Raw genomic sequence first — 13,961 nt, 5'->3', positions numbered from 1 at the left:
AATTTTTACGCAATGCTCAATATTAAATCGGCAATACGGATGAAACAATGAAACAACACGAATCGGCGGAGAATTCTCAAGGTCAGCTCTATATTGTACCTACTCCTATCGGGAATTTGGCTGATATTACGCAGCGCGCGCTTAACGTGTTACAAGCCGTTGATTTAATTGCCGCTGAAGACACCCGCCACACCGGTTTACTGCTCCAGCACTTCGCCATTAATGCCCGTTTGTTTGCGCTTCACGACCATAATGAGCAGCAAAAAGCCGAAACGCTGGTGGCGAAGCTGAAAGAGGGGCAGAACATTGCGCTGGTCTCCGACGCCGGAACGCCGCTGATTAATGATCCGGGCTACCACCTGGTGCGCACCTGCCGCGAGGCTGGTATCCGCGTGGTGCCGCTGCCTGGCCCGTGCGCCGCCATTGCCGCGTTAAGCGCCGCCGGGCTGCCGTCGGATCGTTTCTGTTACGAAGGTTTTCTGCCCGCCAAATCGAAAGGGCGTCGCGATACGCTCAAAGCGCTGGAAACCGAAAGCCGTACGCTGATTTTCTATGAATCTACTCACCGCCTGCTGGAAAGCCTGGAAGATATGGTCGCCGTGTGGGGGGAATCTCGCTATGTGGTACTGGCACGCGAGCTGACCAAAACCTGGGAAACTATCCAGGGCGCGCCGGTGGGCGAGCTGCTGGCATGGGTAAAAGAGGATGAGAACCGCCGTAAAGGCGAGATGGTGCTGATCGTCGAAGGGCATAAGGCGCAGGAAGATGAGTTGCCCGCCGACGCAATACGCACATTGGCGCTGCTGCAAGCCGAACTGCCGCTGAAAAAAGCGGCCGCGCTGGCGGCGGAAATCCACGGCGTGAAGAAAAATGCGCTGTATAAGTACGCGCTGGATCAGCAAGAGTAAGCCGCATGATGACCGGGGCGCAGTCGTGATGCGCCCCGGCTCTGTCAGAGAATACCCAACGCTGAGGCAATAATGGACAGCACAAATGTCACCGCAATCAGCACCACCGGGTGAGTCTTTTTCGCACGCAGCAGGTAATACATCAGCAGCGTATACCCCATTGGCAAAATGTTTGGGAACACCTTGTCAAAAAAGTCTTTTTGTAGCGCGACGCTGTGTGTTTCATCAATGGGGAAGGTGGTGACCACATTGATATGCACATACGAGGCAATTAGACCGCCGATAACTGTAATCCCCAGAATTGTCGCCGATCTTGCGATCATTTGTGAGTTTTCACGAACTTTATCAATCGCTTTAACGCCCACAGAATAACCGACGTGTGTCCAGCCGACGCGCAAAAAGAAAATCGCCAGGTAGACCGCGAAGAAAAGTATCGGGCCAAGCAGGTTGCCCTGGCTGGCAAAAGAGGAGCAGATACCCGCCATAATCGGTAACAGCGTAAACCAGAAAATGGCATCACCAATCCCCGCAATAGGGCCAAACAGCGCAACTTTTAACCCCTTAATGGTGCTGCGGTTTTCCCCTTTCTCTTCCATTGAGATAAGCAGCCCCATCAAAAAACCAACCAGGTTGGGGTGGGTATTAATAAATTCCAGATGGTCTTTCATTGCCGCGCTTAAGCCGTCTTTATCATCCTTATAAATCTTTTTCAGCAGCGGCAGCATCGCCCAGGTAAAACCGCCAGCCTGCATCCTTTCATAGTTAAAACTGGCTTGCAGCACGGACGAACGGAAACCTAACCGAGTTATATCTTTCTTACTGATTTCAGATGCCATTGCTGTAATCCTCTTTATCGCTGGGGTTGCCTTCTACCTGCGGCTGAGACGGGTTTTTCGCCCGCGCGTTGAAGAATTCATAGACTGCGAAACCGGCACCTAAAACGGCAACCGGCAGCAGGTTGCTGACCTGGATATAACAGACGAATAGGAAGCCAGCGATCAGGTAGGGAATGTATTGCGCTTTGAACATGACGCGTAAGAGCAAGCCGAAACCGACCGCTGGCAAAATGCCGCCCGCCACTTCAAAGCCGTGGGTCAGCCAGCCAGGCATTGCCTTCACCAGCGCCTGCATTGCGCCCTGTGCCATGTAGGTGCACAGAAACGCGATAATGGCGTATGAACAGGCGACAATCAGCGTGGTGAGCCAGTTAAGGCGCGCAAAAGCCCGGGTATCGCCCGTGCTGGCGTAGTTATCCGCCTTCGACATAAATAACGAGAAGGCGGAGTAGAAGAACAGAATGATGTACTGCATTAACAGGCTAAACGGCAGCCCAAGGCCGATTGCCGTTTTAGCGTCGACACCCGTGGACCACGCGATAACCGTCGTCATCACGCCCGCCATAATCGGGTTTGGCGGTTGTACACCGCCCGCCGGGGTTAAGCCTGCAAAGGCGAGTTCGGTTAAGCCGCCGGTAATTAACCCGATATGAATGTCCCCAAGGATTGCGCCTGTCAGGGTACAAACAATGATCGGTCTGAACAGGAATAATGCTTCCAGCCAGAAATCAATACCGAGGATAAAAACCAGAGCTGCCAGGGATAATCCCTGTATTAGCGTTATTTCATGCATTTTTCAGCCTCATCAGAGAGCGTTGCTTAGCATCGTTTACCGACAGAAAAACTCAGTCGGGAATATAGGTTTTTGAATCGCCGGGAACATCCTGAATGAAAATATGGGCCCCGTGATGTTTGATAAAACGCAGATCGTCCAGGTCCTGTTCATTGACATAGACTTTGCTGCTTATCTGCTTTTTCCCCGCAGAAAAATGCATATTGCCGACGTTGACGTCGCCAAGTTTCACGCCACCTTCAATCAGTTTTCGTACCGTTTCTGGCGTGCGGCAGATGAGGAAAATTTTTTGATGAGGCGCAGCCTTATCGAGAATATTTATTGTTTTTTCCAGCGAAAAGAAGCGGATACCAAAGCCATAGGTTTCTGCTGTTATGCCCATCAGTTTTTGCTGCAAGGTGTCTTTTGCGACGTCATCGTCTACGACGACAAGCAAATTGGCACCGATAGCCGACGTCCAGGTAACGCCCACCTGCCCATGGACGAGACGGTTATCGATGCGTGTTAGTAAAATATTCGGTGAGCTCATCTTATTGTCCTGTCATTAATTAATACGGATATGTTCCTTTTTAATATTTATTCCAGTAATGCTTTCAACCAGTAACGACGTAAAGGCAGCATCAGTGCGCCCAAAATAATTTCTTATTTCTCCAGTCTGTCGGCAGAACCGCAGACCGTTACCTTACTTCTCACAACGTCTTTCATCGCATCCATACCGACCCGCATGTAGTAGCGCGGATCGTTACCATCAGGGTTTTCGTCAAACCACTTTCTCACCGCCGCAGCGAATGCAATTTTCAGCTCCGTCGCGACGTTGACCTTACATATGCCTAATTCAATCGCCCGACGGACAAATTCGTCAGGAACATCACTGGCACCGTGCAGCACCAGAGGAATATCCACCACGTTACGGATGGCGGCAAGGCGCTGAAAGTCGAGTTTCGGCGGTTTCGTATACAGGCCGTGCGCCGTACCAATCGCGACGGCGAGGCTGTCAACGCCGGTTAATTCGATGAAACGTTGGGCATCCTGCGGTGACGTCAGAAAGGTACTTTCTTCGTCAACGTTCATGTCGTCTTCCATGCCACCAAGACGCCCCAGTTCTGCTTCGACGCTGCAATCCTGGCTATGACAGAAATCGACCACGGATTTAACCAGTCGCACATTTTCGTCGAAAGGGAGATGGCTGCCGTCAATCATGGCACTGCGCACGCCGATATTGACCTTCCGGCGGATATCATCCAGCGATTCGTGATGGTCCAGATGGAGCGCCACAGGCATGTGATAACTGGCAGAGTAGGCGTCGCACAGCGCGTAGATCTCTTCTATGGCGATGTGTTTATAAGTGCCAGGGGTGCCGGCAAGGATCACCGGTGAACGCATCTCCTGGCAAACTTCAAGAATGGCCTGAATAGTCTCTGCATTATGGATATTGAACGCCGGGATGGCGTAGCCTTTCGCCTGCGCGTCCTGCAAAAGATATTTGGTCGAGATAATGCTCATTATGCCTCCTGCCACGGATGAATGACGACACCTTGCACCACCCGGTTAACCGTTCCGCTCTGGGACGGGGTATCCGGGGCGATCCCGGCTTTTATCGATTGAGTGAGGGCAAATACCTGCGCGTACATCAGGAAACAAAATGCCTGCTCGACATCCAGAAATTCGCGGGCGGGGGGCAGCGTAATATGTGTTTCGGCTGTGATAGCGGGCTCTTCCGCTGCACTGATCGAGACAATACGCAGTGCCTGGTTTTCACGGTGAAGCTCTGCCAACAGATCGCGATCGTACAGGCGCGTGTAAGGGTGGCTCGACATAAACACGACAACCAGCGTTTCGTTATCAATCAGCGATTTAGGGCCATGGCGAAAGCCAGTAGGGGAATCGTAAAAGGCGACCAGTTTGCCGGCGGTTAATTCCAGTACTTTGAGCGCCGATTCTCTCGCTACGCCCTGCAACCCGCCGCTACCGAGATAGACGATGCGTTTGAAGGGGAAATCCCCGAATACGCCAGCGGAGAAATCCCCGAGCGAGTGGATGATTTGCTGGCAGCGTGCGGCAATATCACGAAAACGCGCTGTGCTAATGACATCGGGCGCGAAGAGGGCAAGGCAGCTTGCCATCATGGTGGTGATGCTGCTGGTCATGGCGAAGCCGCGATCGTGCGTTTCGGCAGGCATCAACAGAGCCTTGCCGTGGCTGCTGGTTTCAGCATTCTGGTATAACGCACCGGCTTCGTTGCAGGTGATAGCGAGGTGATAACACTGCGTGACGAGCTGGTCTGCCAGCTTAACGGCCGCGACGCTTTCCGGGCTGTTGCCAGAGCGCCCGAAGGACACCAGCAGCGTCGGCTGCGTTTCCTGAAGGTAGTCCGTGGGGTTGGTGACCAGGTCGGTGGTTGGTACTGCGGTAATATTTTTCCCGGTGTGGCGCGCAAGCCAGGGGCCAATAATGTCGCCAATAAAGGCGGAAGTCCCTGCGCCAGTAAGAATAATTTTAAGATTTTGTATTGATAAAACGGGCTGCAAAAACGCATCAATCTCATCGCGCTGGCGATCGATATTTTCAAGCGAGGCAATCCAGCACGCCGGTTGTTGACGAATTTCTTGTTCGGTCCAGGTTGACGTAGTTGTTCGCCCGGAAAGCATTTCACTCATAGTGTATTCCTTAGTCATGCACGGTCACGAAAGTGAGCAGGAAAGAAACCTTTCATTTCGTTTCATTGAATATATCTCTCGTTAAATGAAACGTAACGAAAGTTAAATGAAAGATCAATGCGAAAATAGCGATAAATCGAAAATTGTGATCGTTAATGCAAAGGAAGTGAAATTTAAATGGACAAAAGAAAGGATGCTGAAAAGTGAAAGTGAAAGTGAAAGTGAAAGTGAAAGTGAAAGCGAAAACGAAAACGAAAGAAAAGACATGGCGTGATAAGCGCGCCATGCCCAAATAACAGACAGGGAAAAGGACTACAAAGGGGGGAGCTGGGTTATTGCCTTAACCGTGATCTCATCTGTCAGATCCCTTCTTCAATCTGTTGTTCGTCGCGGCAACGCCCCAGTTCATCGGCAAGGCTTGTCAGGCCACGATGACCGCACTCAAGCGCTTGTGTGCGAAACGCTTCACAGCTTAATTCATCCCGTTCAAGCGCCATTTCCAGCAGCAGTTGCAGGTTGGTGCCGGTAATGACTTCACGGTTCGGCTGCTGCATCGCCAGAGTGGACGCGACACGAAATGGCGTGCCGCCCAGAAGATCGGTGAGAAACACCACTCCCTCATTGCCACTTAGCGTGTTGACCGCCTCTTCCAGTTGCTCTGTCAGCAAGGCGGTCGTTGAGGTTTCTGGAAAATCGATAGCGATAAATTGCGACTGCTCACCCAGAATTTGCGTCATTGCCCTTGCCATTCCACTGGCGAAACCACCGTGTCCACAAAGAATAATTCCCAGCATCGTGACTCCTTAATTCAGAGAAAGTGTGCAAATTTACCGACAATAGCCAGCGCGACAGACTGTAACAAGCTGATTTCCATAAAAGCGCCTCAACGTAGTGTGAAGATATGCAGCGCGGCTCTGTCGGTACACCTTGTACCAGCCACTCCACGCCGTTGGCTTTCAACGCATTGAACGCTGTAATGTCGCAGGCGTCGACAGAGACTGTTTTGGCGATCTGCTTTTTGCCGCGACCAGAAGCGCACGGCGATCCCTTCCGCCAGCACCATTACTATCAAATTTTGTTGTACGGGATCGTTGGCAACCTCATCGTTGGGCTCCAATACCCGTTTAGCCCCGGCAAATCCCACCCACAGCCCCCCGACCTCGCCGTGGATTAAGCGTTTATTAATACGGCTTAACACGATGTTTGCCATAGTATTTTCCTGTTAATTGTTATCAGACGAAACGCCCTGACAGGCGGCGTGGTACTGACGCAGCACGTCCTGGATGTGATCAATAATCAGCGCGTTGGGCGTTGCGCTCAGCCTGTGCTCACGCACTCTGGCGTACTGGAGCGGCAGGTACTGGCTGATGAGCGGAAGTGGAATGGTCTGGTCGGCCAGGTTACGTACCAGCCGCGCGTAAGATTCATCAATCTGGCTATCCGGCCAGTAGTAACGCACGCGGTCTGAATAGCTAAAATCTCGCGCCAGGCGGCGGGCATGGTTGTCACCGTGATAGTGGCTTTGCCAGTACTCAGGACGGTCGAGCATGACATTTTCCAGCACGTGGCGAAGATCGGAACAGGCGCGGGCGGGAAGCAGTTCCTCTTCGATAGCCGCCAGGGCGAACAGCGCCTCGCGCAGAGCGAAAGTGAGCGCCGGGCCGACTTTCAAAATAGCAAAGTGATCGTGAACCAACTGACGCAGTGCCTGAGGCGTCTGGTAATCCGTGGAGTGGGCTTCAAACACCAGTGTCGGCTGATCTTCCACCATTTTGCTTAGGGCGCTGGCTTTATGTGGCTGGTAATCCACGACATGGCTGTTATCGAATTCAACGCCAGGCTGGACCACCAGTGCGATGATGCGTGGCCAGATGTTGCTTAGCCCCTGGCGTTCAAATGCGATGCGATGCGCCTGTAACGTGGCGCGCGCGGCATCGGGTGAGGTCACGGCAAGCTCGGTCAGCGTTTCGTGGGCACCACCAGGGACGGGAACTTCAGTGCCGATGACGTAAACCAAATCGCTTTCGCCCGATTGTTCGATACAGGCCGCTTCGGCCACCTGTGCCAGTCTTGCGGCGCGTGACGCTACGATCTCATCGGTAAGCGGCGTGGGATCGTCAGCGCATGACATGCTGCAATCGAGATGGATTTTTTTGAAACCCGCCGTGACGTAATGCGTAATCAGCTCTTCAGCATGCGACATGGCGTCGGATGCGGGTAAGGTTTGCCAGCGATTCGGGCCAAGATGATCGCCCCCCAAAATCAACTGCGCGCGTGGGAAGTTCAGCTTATCGGCAAGCTGGCAAACGAAAGCGTGAAACTGCGCCGGTGTCATGCCGGTGTAGCCGCCAAATTGATCGACCTGATTGGATGTCGCCTCGATGAGTAAGGGGTGGTGATGAGCGGCGGCAAATCGGATGGCGGCTTCAAGCACCAGCGGATGGGCAGAACAAACGGCGTAGATCCCTTTCTTGTCGCCCTCTTTGTGGTGCTTTATCAGCGCGGTAAGATGTTTCACTTTCCTCTCCTTCTTAGCGTTTACAGGTTTTATTCTTTCGTTTTATTTCCTTTTATCCTGATGGATGTTCCATTAAAAATAAAATGAAAGATAATGCTTTTCCGATCTGTTTCACAAAACAAACATAATGAAAGATTCTTGCCGATGCTTTCCGCGAGCAGCTTTCCATTTCACGCTTGCATTCCTTATGAAGTCAGGTTTAATAAGTAAATCGAAATGAAACGAAAGTTCAGATAAAGGATTTCTTATGGCCAGCACCAGTTCCTCACCCGAAAAGCGCACCATCGGTACGAGCGAAAGGCGTGAGCAGATTATCCAGCGGCTACGGCAGCAAGGAAGCGTCCAGGTTAATGATTTATCTACTCTTTTTGGTGTGTCTACCGTCACAATCCGCAACGATCTCGCTTTCCTGGAAAAACAAGGAATTGCCGTGCGCGCCTATGGCGGGGCACTGATCTGTGACGGTAACGCACCGGCAACCGAGCCTTCTGTTGAAGATAAAAGCGCATTAAATACCGGGTTGAAGCGGGGGATTGCGCTTGCGGCGGCTGACATGATAAAGCCAGGGCATCGCGTTATTCTCGACTCGGGAACCACGACGTATGAAATTGCGCGCATGATGAAGCAACATCAGGATGTCATTGTGATGACGAATGGGATGAACGTCGCGAATGCATTGCTCGATGCTGAAGGGGTTGAGTTGCTGATGACAGGCGGACACCTGCGCCGTCAGTCGCAGTCTTTCTATGGCGATCAGGCGGAGCAATCATTACAGAATTACCATTTCGACATCCTTTTTCTTGGCGTCGACGCTATCGATCTTGAACGCGGCGTCAGCACACATAACGAAGATGAGGCGCGACTGAACCGACGGATGTGCGAAGTCGCAGAGCGCATTATTGTGGTAACTGATTCCAGTAAGTTTAACCGTTTGAGTTTGCACAAAATTATCGATACGCAACGCATTGATATGATCATTACGGATGAAGGCATTCCGGTGGAAAGCCTGCATGGTTTGCAGAAAAGCGGTATCGACGTGCTGCTGGTGAAATAATAAAAAAAAGCATGGCCGGAGCCATGCTTAAGGTTGAGGTTTACTGCTTTCTTATAAAAATCAGGTCACCGGAGCCGGGTTAAACACCGCCAGTTGGTTATGCAAGCCCCATTGGTCCGAGAAGGTTTTCTTACGGCCGCTGGCGACATCCAGGATGAAGTGGAACAGTTTCCAGCCCACATCCTCAATCGTCTCTTCGCCCGTGGCGATCGTCCCGGCGTTGATATCCATTAAGTCATACCAGCGGTTCGCCAGTTCGGTACGCGTCGCCATTTTAATCACCGGTACCGCGACCAGGCCGTAAGGCGTACCGCGACCGGTGGTGAAGACTTGTAAGGTGATCCCGGAAGAGACTTGTTGAGTACCACACACGAAGTCGCTCGCGGGGGTTGCGGCGTAAATCAGGCCGCGTTTGGTCGGACGCTGACCAGGAGAGAGCACTTCAGAAATGGCGCTCTTACCGGATTTCGCGATGGATCCCAGCGCTTTCTCGACCACGTTCGCCAGCCCGCCTTTTTTATTCCCCGGAGAAGGGTTGGCGCTGCGGTCGGTCTTGCCCATATCGAGATAGTTATCGTACCAGGCCATCTCTTCCAGTAGGCGTTTGCCCACTTCTTCGTTAATGGCGCGCGGCGTCAATAAGTGGATCGCGTCGCGCACTTCGGTCACTTCGGAGAACATCACTGTGCCGCCGCAGCGAATAATCAGGTCTGACGCAAAGCCAACCGCCGGGTTAGCGGTGACGCCGGAAAACGCATCACTGCCGCCGCACTGCATGCCGACAACCAGTTCAGACGCCGGGCAGGTTTCGCGTTTGCGCTGATTCAGTTTCACCAGGTGGCCTTCAGCCACCTGCAGAATGTCGTCCACCATCGAGCGAAAACCCACGTGGTGCTCATCCTGCAAACGCACAATGCTGGCGCTGTCGACCGGAATGGCCTGCACATCTTCGGTGCCTTGCAGCAGACGTTCCGGCTGTAATTTTTCACAACCGAGACCAATCACCATGACTTCACCGCCAAAGTTCGGGTTCAGCGCGAGGTTGTGAATGGTACGAATCGGGATCACCGCAGCCGGCGCGTTAATCGCCACGCCGCAGCCATAGAGATGGTTCAGACCGACGACGCCGTCCACATTCGGGTATTTCGGCAGCAGATCGCGTTCGATAATCTTCACGACATAATCGACAACGCCCGCCACGCAATGCACGCTGGTGGTGATGCCCAGCAGGTTCTTGGTGCCGACGCTGCCGTCCGCATTGCGGTAGCCTTCAAAGGTGTAACCTTCCAGCGGCGGCAGCGGCTCAGGGACTTTGGTCGCCAGCGGCAGCGTATTCAGCGGCGGCGCTTTTGGCAGCTCAACGGTGGATTCATCAATCCAGCTACCGCGTGCAATGTCGCGCACAGCGTAACCAATCACTTCGCCGTAACGTACGATTTCACCGTGATGGGGAATATCGACCAGCGCAACTTTATGGCCTTGCGGGATATGTTCAATAAGCTCAAGTCCATCCGGAAAACGGGTTCCCGCTTTTAAGCCATTGTCATTAACGATGATCGCGACATTATCCGTGTCGTGTACCTTAATATAAAACGCCCCTGGCGGTTGCTGTCTAATTTCAATGTCGGACATTGTTAAGTAATCTCCAGCTAACTGTACGATGCATTACTCAATAAAAAGAGGAACCATTCTTTATTCTGTAATTAATATCAGAAATAAAAATCTCATTTGCTGAAATAAGAATGTCAGGAGTTTAAATAATAAAATGTGATCTGCATCACTTATTATTGTGATCTCCCGTCTGGCGGGGCTGTCTAATGCAAGATCTGTGCATTAGCGCCCAGGCGTATGTGCATATGCTCAAATTATTCTTTTTGTTAAAGGTTAAAATTGAGCAACCCTCTAGTGTGTGACATCATGGCGCTGATTATACTGAGGGCTAATAAAAACTAAGTGCCAATTATCTGATATTAGTTTCGAGTGCTTAAATAAAATCAGATAAGAAACATCAAAATAATTATATTCTAAAGTTAGCGGTGCTCGAGGAAATTAAAATGACTGTTGAACATGCCGTTGAAACAAAACGGGGCTTACCCACCCGTTATTTAATTTTGCTGATTATATTTATTGTTACTGCTGTGAACTATGCAGACCGCGCTACGCTGTCCATTGCCGGGACAGAGGTTGCGAAAGAGCTGCAACTTGATTCTCTCTCGATGGGTTACATCTTTTCGGCATTTGGTTGGGCTTACCTGCTGATGCAAATTCCTGGCGGCTGGCTGCTTGACCGCTTCGGCTCGAAAAAAGTCTACACCTACAGCCTGTTTTTCTGGTCACTCTTCACCTTCCTGCAAGGTTTTGTCGATGTTTTCCCGATCGCCTGGGCCGGGATTTCGATGTTTTTCATGCGCTTTATGCTCGGTTTCTCGGAAGCCCCTTCATTTCCGGCAAACGCCCGTATCGTTGCGGCCTGGTTCCCGGCAAAAGAGCGCGGTACGGCCTCGGCGATTTTTAACTCCGCGCAATACTTCTCACTGGCGCTGTTCTCGCCGCTACTGGGCTGGCTGACCTTTTCCTGGGGCTGGGAACATGTGTTTACCGTGATGGGCGTGATCGGTTTTGTGCTGACCTTCGCCTGGGTGAAATTTGTCCACAACCCAACTGACCATCCTCGTATGTCCCGCGAAGAGCTGGAGTACATCGAGAAAAATGGCGCGGTCGTGGATATGGACCACAAAAAAACGGACGACAGTAAAAACGCCGGTCCTAAAATGGATTACATCAAGCAACTGCTGTGCAACCGCATGATGCTTGGCGTGTTTTTTGGTCAGTACTTTCTGAATACCATTACCTGGTTCTTCCTGACCTGGTTCCCGATTTATCTGGTCCAGGAAAAAGGCATGTCGATCCTGAAAGTCGGCTTTGTCGCCTCCATTCCGGCGCTGTGTGGTTTTGCCGGTGGCGTGCTGGGCGGATTTTTCTCTGATTACCTGATTAAGCGCGGTTCCTCGCTGACCGTGGCGCGTAAATTCCCTATCGTGGTTGGGATGTTACTGGCTTCAAGCATCATTCTGTGTAACTACACCGATAACACCGTGCTGGTTATCGCCCTGATGGCGCTGGCGTTCTTCGGTAAAGGCTTTGGCGCATTGGGTTGGCCGGTTATTTCCGATGTCGCGCCGAAGGAGATTGTGGGTCTGTGTGGTGGCGTATTCAACGTATTCGGTAACGTGGCTTCTATCGTGACGCCGCTGGTCATCGGATACATGGTTAAAGAGTTGCATTCTTTCAACGGTGCGTTGGTGTTCGTAGGCTGTTCAGCGCTGATGATGATGGTCTGCTATCTGTTCGTGGTTGGCGACATCAAACGTATGGAACTGAAGAAATAAGCAACAACTCATCATTAAGGTACAAAAGATGAATAACGATATCTTCCCAAACAAATTCAAGGCCGCGCTGGCGGCTCAACAGATTCAAATCGGTTGTTGGTCTGCGCTGGGTAGTTATATCAGCACTGAAGTTCTGGGCCTGGCAGGCTTTGACTGGCTGCTGCTGGACGGCGAACACGCCCCTAACGACGTGCTCACTTTTGTACCGCAATTAATGGCATTAAAAGGCAGCGTCAGTGCGCCAGTGGTGCGTGTACCGACCAACGATCCGGTAGTCATCAAACGCCTGCTGGACATCGGTTTCTATAACTTCCTGATCCCGTTTGTCGAAACCGAAGACGAAGCGGTGAACGCCGTGGCGGCGACTCGCTACCCGCCAGAAGGTATACGCGGTGTTTCGGTTTCGCACCGTGCCAATATGTTTGGCACCGTGCCGGATTACTTCCGTCAGTCCAACGCCAACATCACGATTCTGGTGCAGATCGAAAGCCAGTCGGGCGTGGATAACCTCGATGCCATTCTGGCGACCGACGGCGTAGACGGTGTGTTTGTTGGTCCAAGCGATCTGGCGGCTACGCTGGGTTACATCGGTAATGCGGCGCATCCGGAAGTACAGCGCACCATTCAACACATTTTTGCTCGCGCCAAAGCGCACAACAAACCGAGCGGTATTTTGGCGCCGGTTGAAGCCGATGCACGCCGCTACCTCGAATGGGGCGCGACCGTGGTGGCCGTTGGTAGCGACCTTGGCGTGTTCCGCTCAGCCACGCAGAAGCTGGCCGACACCTTTAAGAAATAATCAAACCACCATTAAAGAGAGAGACGCAATTATGACGATGAAAGTTGGTTTCATTGGCCTGGGTATCATGGGTAAACCAATGAGTAAAAACCTCATTAAAGCAGGTTACTCACTGGTGGTCGTGGACCGTAACCAGGAGGCCGTTGCTGAAGTGATTGCCGCAGGCGCAGAAGCCGTCACCAGCGCGAAAGCCGTTGCTGAACTGTGCGATGTGATTATCACCATGCTGCCGAACTCCCCCCACGTGAAAGAAGTGGCGTTGGGCGAAGGCGGCATCATCGAAGGCGCTAAACCGGGTACTGTGCTTATCGACATGAGCTCCATCGCACCGCTGGCGAGCCGTGAAATCAGCGAAGCGCTGAAAGCGAAAGGCGTTGAAATGCTGGACGCGCCGGTAAGCGGCGGTGAACCGAAAGCAATCGACGGCACCCTTTCCGTGATGGTGGGCGGTGATAAAGCGATTTTCGACAAATATTACGATCTGCTGAAAGCCATGGCGGGTTCCGTAGTGCACACCGGTGATATCGGTGCGGGTAACGTGACCAAACTGGCAAACCAGGTGATCGTGGCGCTGAACATTGCCGCGATGTCCGAAGCGCTGACGCTGGCGACCAAAGCGGGCGTTAACCCGGATCTGGTCTACCAGGCGATTCGTGGTGGTCTGGCGGGTAGCACCGTGCTGGACGCGAAAGCGCCGATGGTAATGGATCGCAACTTCAAACCGGGTTTCCGTATTGATCTGCATATCAAAGATCTCTCTAACGCGCTGGACACCTCGCACGGCGTTGGCGCGCAGCTACCGCTGACTGCTGCGGTGATGGAGATGATGCAGGCGCTTCGTGCCGACGGTCTGGGCAATGCCGATCACAGCGCGCTGGCTTGCTACTACGAGAAACTGGCGAAAATCGAAGTTACTCGTTAATAAGAAGGGCGCGGCGCTGCGCCCTTGACTCCTTATTTATCCACTTCTTCAGGTCGCTATTGGCCTGAAGGGTGAAGTGCGCGGC

At 52.3% G+C, this 13,961-nt stretch carries 14 protein-coding genes and 2 pseudogenes; 6 read left to right on the top strand and 10 right to left on the bottom strand.

The genetic code is table 11. The features are described 5' to 3' along the window. Positions 1-47 precede the first annotated feature (47 nt). Entirely contained in the window at positions 48-908 is an 861-nt protein-coding gene (gene rsmI / locus E0L21_RS06150) for a 16S rRNA (cytidine(1402)-2'-O)-methyltransferase (RefSeq protein ID WP_131407731.1), read from the top strand. A gap of 44 nt (positions 909-952) precedes the next feature. On the opposite strand, the gene agaD is transcribed toward rsmI, so the two are convergent. The 5 genes from agaD to E0L21_RS06125 all read right to left on the bottom strand — a co-directional run bounded on the left by agaD (position 953) and on the right by E0L21_RS06125 (position 5,194). Continuing rightward, complete coding sequence (gene agaD / locus E0L21_RS06145; RefSeq protein ID WP_131407729.1) at positions 953-1,744, bottom strand: PTS galactosamine transporter subunit IID; 792 nt, start codon at positions 1,742-1,744, stop codon at positions 953-955. Next, on the bottom strand, positions 1,734-2,537 hold the full coding sequence (gene agaC / locus E0L21_RS06140; protein ID WP_131407727.1) for a PTS galactosamine transporter subunit IIC: 804 nt from the start codon (positions 2,535-2,537) through the stop codon (positions 1,734-1,736). The genes agaD and agaC overlap by 11 nt, the downstream gene beginning before the upstream one ends. 52 nt (positions 2,538-2,589) lie before the next feature. Then, positions 2,590-3,066: a PTS galactosamine transporter subunit IIB gene (gene agaB, locus E0L21_RS06135; RefSeq protein WP_131407725.1), complete on the bottom strand. Its 477-nt coding sequence runs from the start codon at positions 3,064-3,066 to the stop codon at positions 2,590-2,592. 113 nt (positions 3,067-3,179) lie between these two features. Next, positions 3,180-4,040, bottom strand: coding sequence for a tagatose-bisphosphate aldolase subunit KbaY (gene kbaY, locus E0L21_RS06130; RefSeq protein ID WP_131407723.1), 861 nt, complete (start codon positions 4,038-4,040; stop codon positions 3,180-3,182). Further along, positions 4,040-5,194 carry an SIS domain-containing protein gene (locus E0L21_RS06125; RefSeq protein WP_131407721.1) on the bottom strand — a complete coding sequence of 385 codons (1,155 nt, stop codon included), beginning with the start codon at positions 5,192-5,194 and terminating at the stop codon, positions 4,040-4,042. The genes kbaY and E0L21_RS06125 overlap by 1 nt, the downstream gene beginning before the upstream one ends. Before the next feature lie 106 nt (positions 5,195-5,300). Here E0L21_RS06125 and E0L21_RS24950 point away from each other — a divergent pair, with 106 nt between their 5' ends. Further along, a complete protein-coding gene (locus tag E0L21_RS24950) occupies positions 5,301-5,468 on the top strand; it encodes a hypothetical protein (protein ID WP_165501884.1) in 168 nt (55 codons plus the stop codon). A gap of 85 nt (positions 5,469-5,553) precedes the next feature. Here the strand turns inward: E0L21_RS24950 and agaF are convergent, their stop codons facing one another. From agaF to kbaZ, 4 genes and pseudogenes are all read right to left on the bottom strand, one after another. Beyond that, positions 5,554-5,988, bottom strand: coding sequence for a PTS galactosamine/N-acetylgalactosamine transporter subunit IIA (agaF, locus tag E0L21_RS06120; protein ID WP_131407719.1), 435 nt, complete (start codon positions 5,986-5,988; stop codon positions 5,554-5,556). Positions 5,989-6,103: 115 nt separating this feature from the next. After that, positions 6,104-6,217: pseudogene (locus E0L21_RS25455) on the bottom strand (PTS N-acetylgalactosamine transporter subunit IIB); the annotation flags it as partial. 4 nt (positions 6,218-6,221) lie between these two features. Continuing rightward, positions 6,222-6,404, bottom strand: a pseudogene (locus tag E0L21_RS25450) (PTS sugar transporter subunit IIB); the annotation flags it as partial. A gap of 12 nt (positions 6,405-6,416) precedes the next feature. Continuing rightward, entirely contained in the window at positions 6,417-7,712 is a 1,296-nt protein-coding gene (gene kbaZ / locus E0L21_RS06110; RefSeq protein WP_131407717.1) for a tagatose-bisphosphate aldolase subunit KbaZ, read from the bottom strand. Between the two features lie 247 nt (positions 7,713-7,959). Between kbaZ and E0L21_RS06105 the strand changes: the two genes are divergently transcribed. Then, positions 7,960-8,766 (top strand): DeoR family transcriptional regulator, encoded by an 807-nt coding sequence (locus E0L21_RS06105; protein WP_131407715.1) that lies wholly within the window; start codon positions 7,960-7,962, stop codon positions 8,764-8,766. Positions 8,767-8,826: 60 nt separating this feature from the next. On the opposite strand, the gene garD is transcribed toward E0L21_RS06105, so the two are convergent. Further along, the gene (gene garD / locus E0L21_RS06100) at positions 8,827-10,398 is read right to left on the bottom strand and encodes a galactarate dehydratase (protein ID WP_131407713.1); all 1,572 of its coding nucleotides are present in this window, start codon (positions 10,396-10,398) and stop codon (positions 8,827-8,829) included. 422 nt (positions 10,399-10,820) lie between these two features. On the opposite strand from garD, the gene E0L21_RS06095 reads away from it, so the two are divergent. The 3 genes from E0L21_RS06095 to garR are packed head-to-tail and all read left to right on the top strand — an operon-like array spanning position 10,821 to position 13,876. Next, a complete protein-coding gene (locus tag E0L21_RS06095) occupies positions 10,821-12,155 on the top strand; it encodes an MFS transporter (protein ID WP_131407711.1) in 1,335 nt (444 codons plus the stop codon). 28 nt (positions 12,156-12,183) lie between these two features. Then, positions 12,184-12,954: a 2-dehydro-3-deoxyglucarate aldolase gene (gene garL / locus E0L21_RS06090; RefSeq protein ID WP_131407709.1), complete on the top strand. Its 771-nt coding sequence runs from the start codon at positions 12,184-12,186 to the stop codon at positions 12,952-12,954. A 31-nt stretch (positions 12,955-12,985) separates the two neighbouring features. Continuing rightward, positions 12,986-13,876 carry a 2-hydroxy-3-oxopropionate reductase gene (gene garR / locus E0L21_RS06085; RefSeq protein ID WP_131407707.1) on the top strand — a complete coding sequence of 297 codons (891 nt, stop codon included), beginning with the start codon at positions 12,986-12,988 and terminating at the stop codon, positions 13,874-13,876. Positions 13,877-13,961: the final 85 nt, after the last annotated feature.

Source organism: Kosakonia quasisacchari (genome assembly GCF_004331415.1).
Classification (GTDB): Bacteria; Pseudomonadota; Gammaproteobacteria; order Enterobacterales; family Enterobacteriaceae; genus Kosakonia; species Kosakonia quasisacchari.
The sequence above is the reverse complement of the archived record's forward strand: the minus strand, read 5'-3'. Positions and strand labels throughout refer to the sequence as shown.

Excerpts from the sequence above, each read along its gene's own strand:
- agaD (WP_131407729.1), bottom strand. The coding sequence starts at position 1,744 with ATGGCATCTGAAATCAGTAAGAAAGATATAACTCGGTTAGGTTTCCGT.
- E0L21_RS06105 (WP_131407715.1), top strand. The coding sequence starts at position 7,960 with ATGGCCAGCACCAGTTCCTCACCCGAAAAGCGCACCATCGGTACGAGC.
- agaB (WP_131407725.1), bottom strand. The coding sequence starts at position 3,066 with ATGAGCTCACCGAATATTTTACTAACACGCATCGATAACCGTCTCGTC.
- rsmI (WP_131407731.1), top strand. The coding sequence starts at position 48 with ATGAAACAACACGAATCGGCGGAGAATTCTCAAGGTCAGCTCTATATT.
- E0L21_RS24950 (WP_165501884.1), top strand. The coding sequence starts at position 5,301 with ATGAAAGATCAATGCGAAAATAGCGATAAATCGAAAATTGTGATCGTT.
- garL (WP_131407709.1), top strand. The coding sequence starts at position 12,184 with ATGAATAACGATATCTTCCCAAACAAATTCAAGGCCGCGCTGGCGGCT.
- garR (WP_131407707.1), top strand. The coding sequence starts at position 12,986 with ATGACGATGAAAGTTGGTTTCATTGGCCTGGGTATCATGGGTAAACCA.
- agaF (WP_131407719.1), bottom strand. The coding sequence starts at position 5,988 with ATGCTGGGAATTATTCTTTGTGGACACGGTGGTTTCGCCAGTGGAATG.
- garD (WP_131407713.1), bottom strand. The coding sequence starts at position 10,398 with ATGTCCGACATTGAAATTAGACAGCAACCGCCAGGGGCGTTTTATATT.
- E0L21_RS06125 (WP_131407721.1), bottom strand. The coding sequence starts at position 5,194 with ATGAGTGAAATGCTTTCCGGGCGAACAACTACGTCAACCTGGACCGAA.
- kbaY (WP_131407723.1), bottom strand. The coding sequence starts at position 4,040 with ATGAGCATTATCTCGACCAAATATCTTTTGCAGGACGCGCAGGCGAAA.
- agaC (WP_131407727.1), bottom strand. The coding sequence starts at position 2,537 with ATGCATGAAATAACGCTAATACAGGGATTATCCCTGGCAGCTCTGGTT.
- E0L21_RS06095 (WP_131407711.1), top strand. The coding sequence starts at position 10,821 with ATGACTGTTGAACATGCCGTTGAAACAAAACGGGGCTTACCCACCCGT.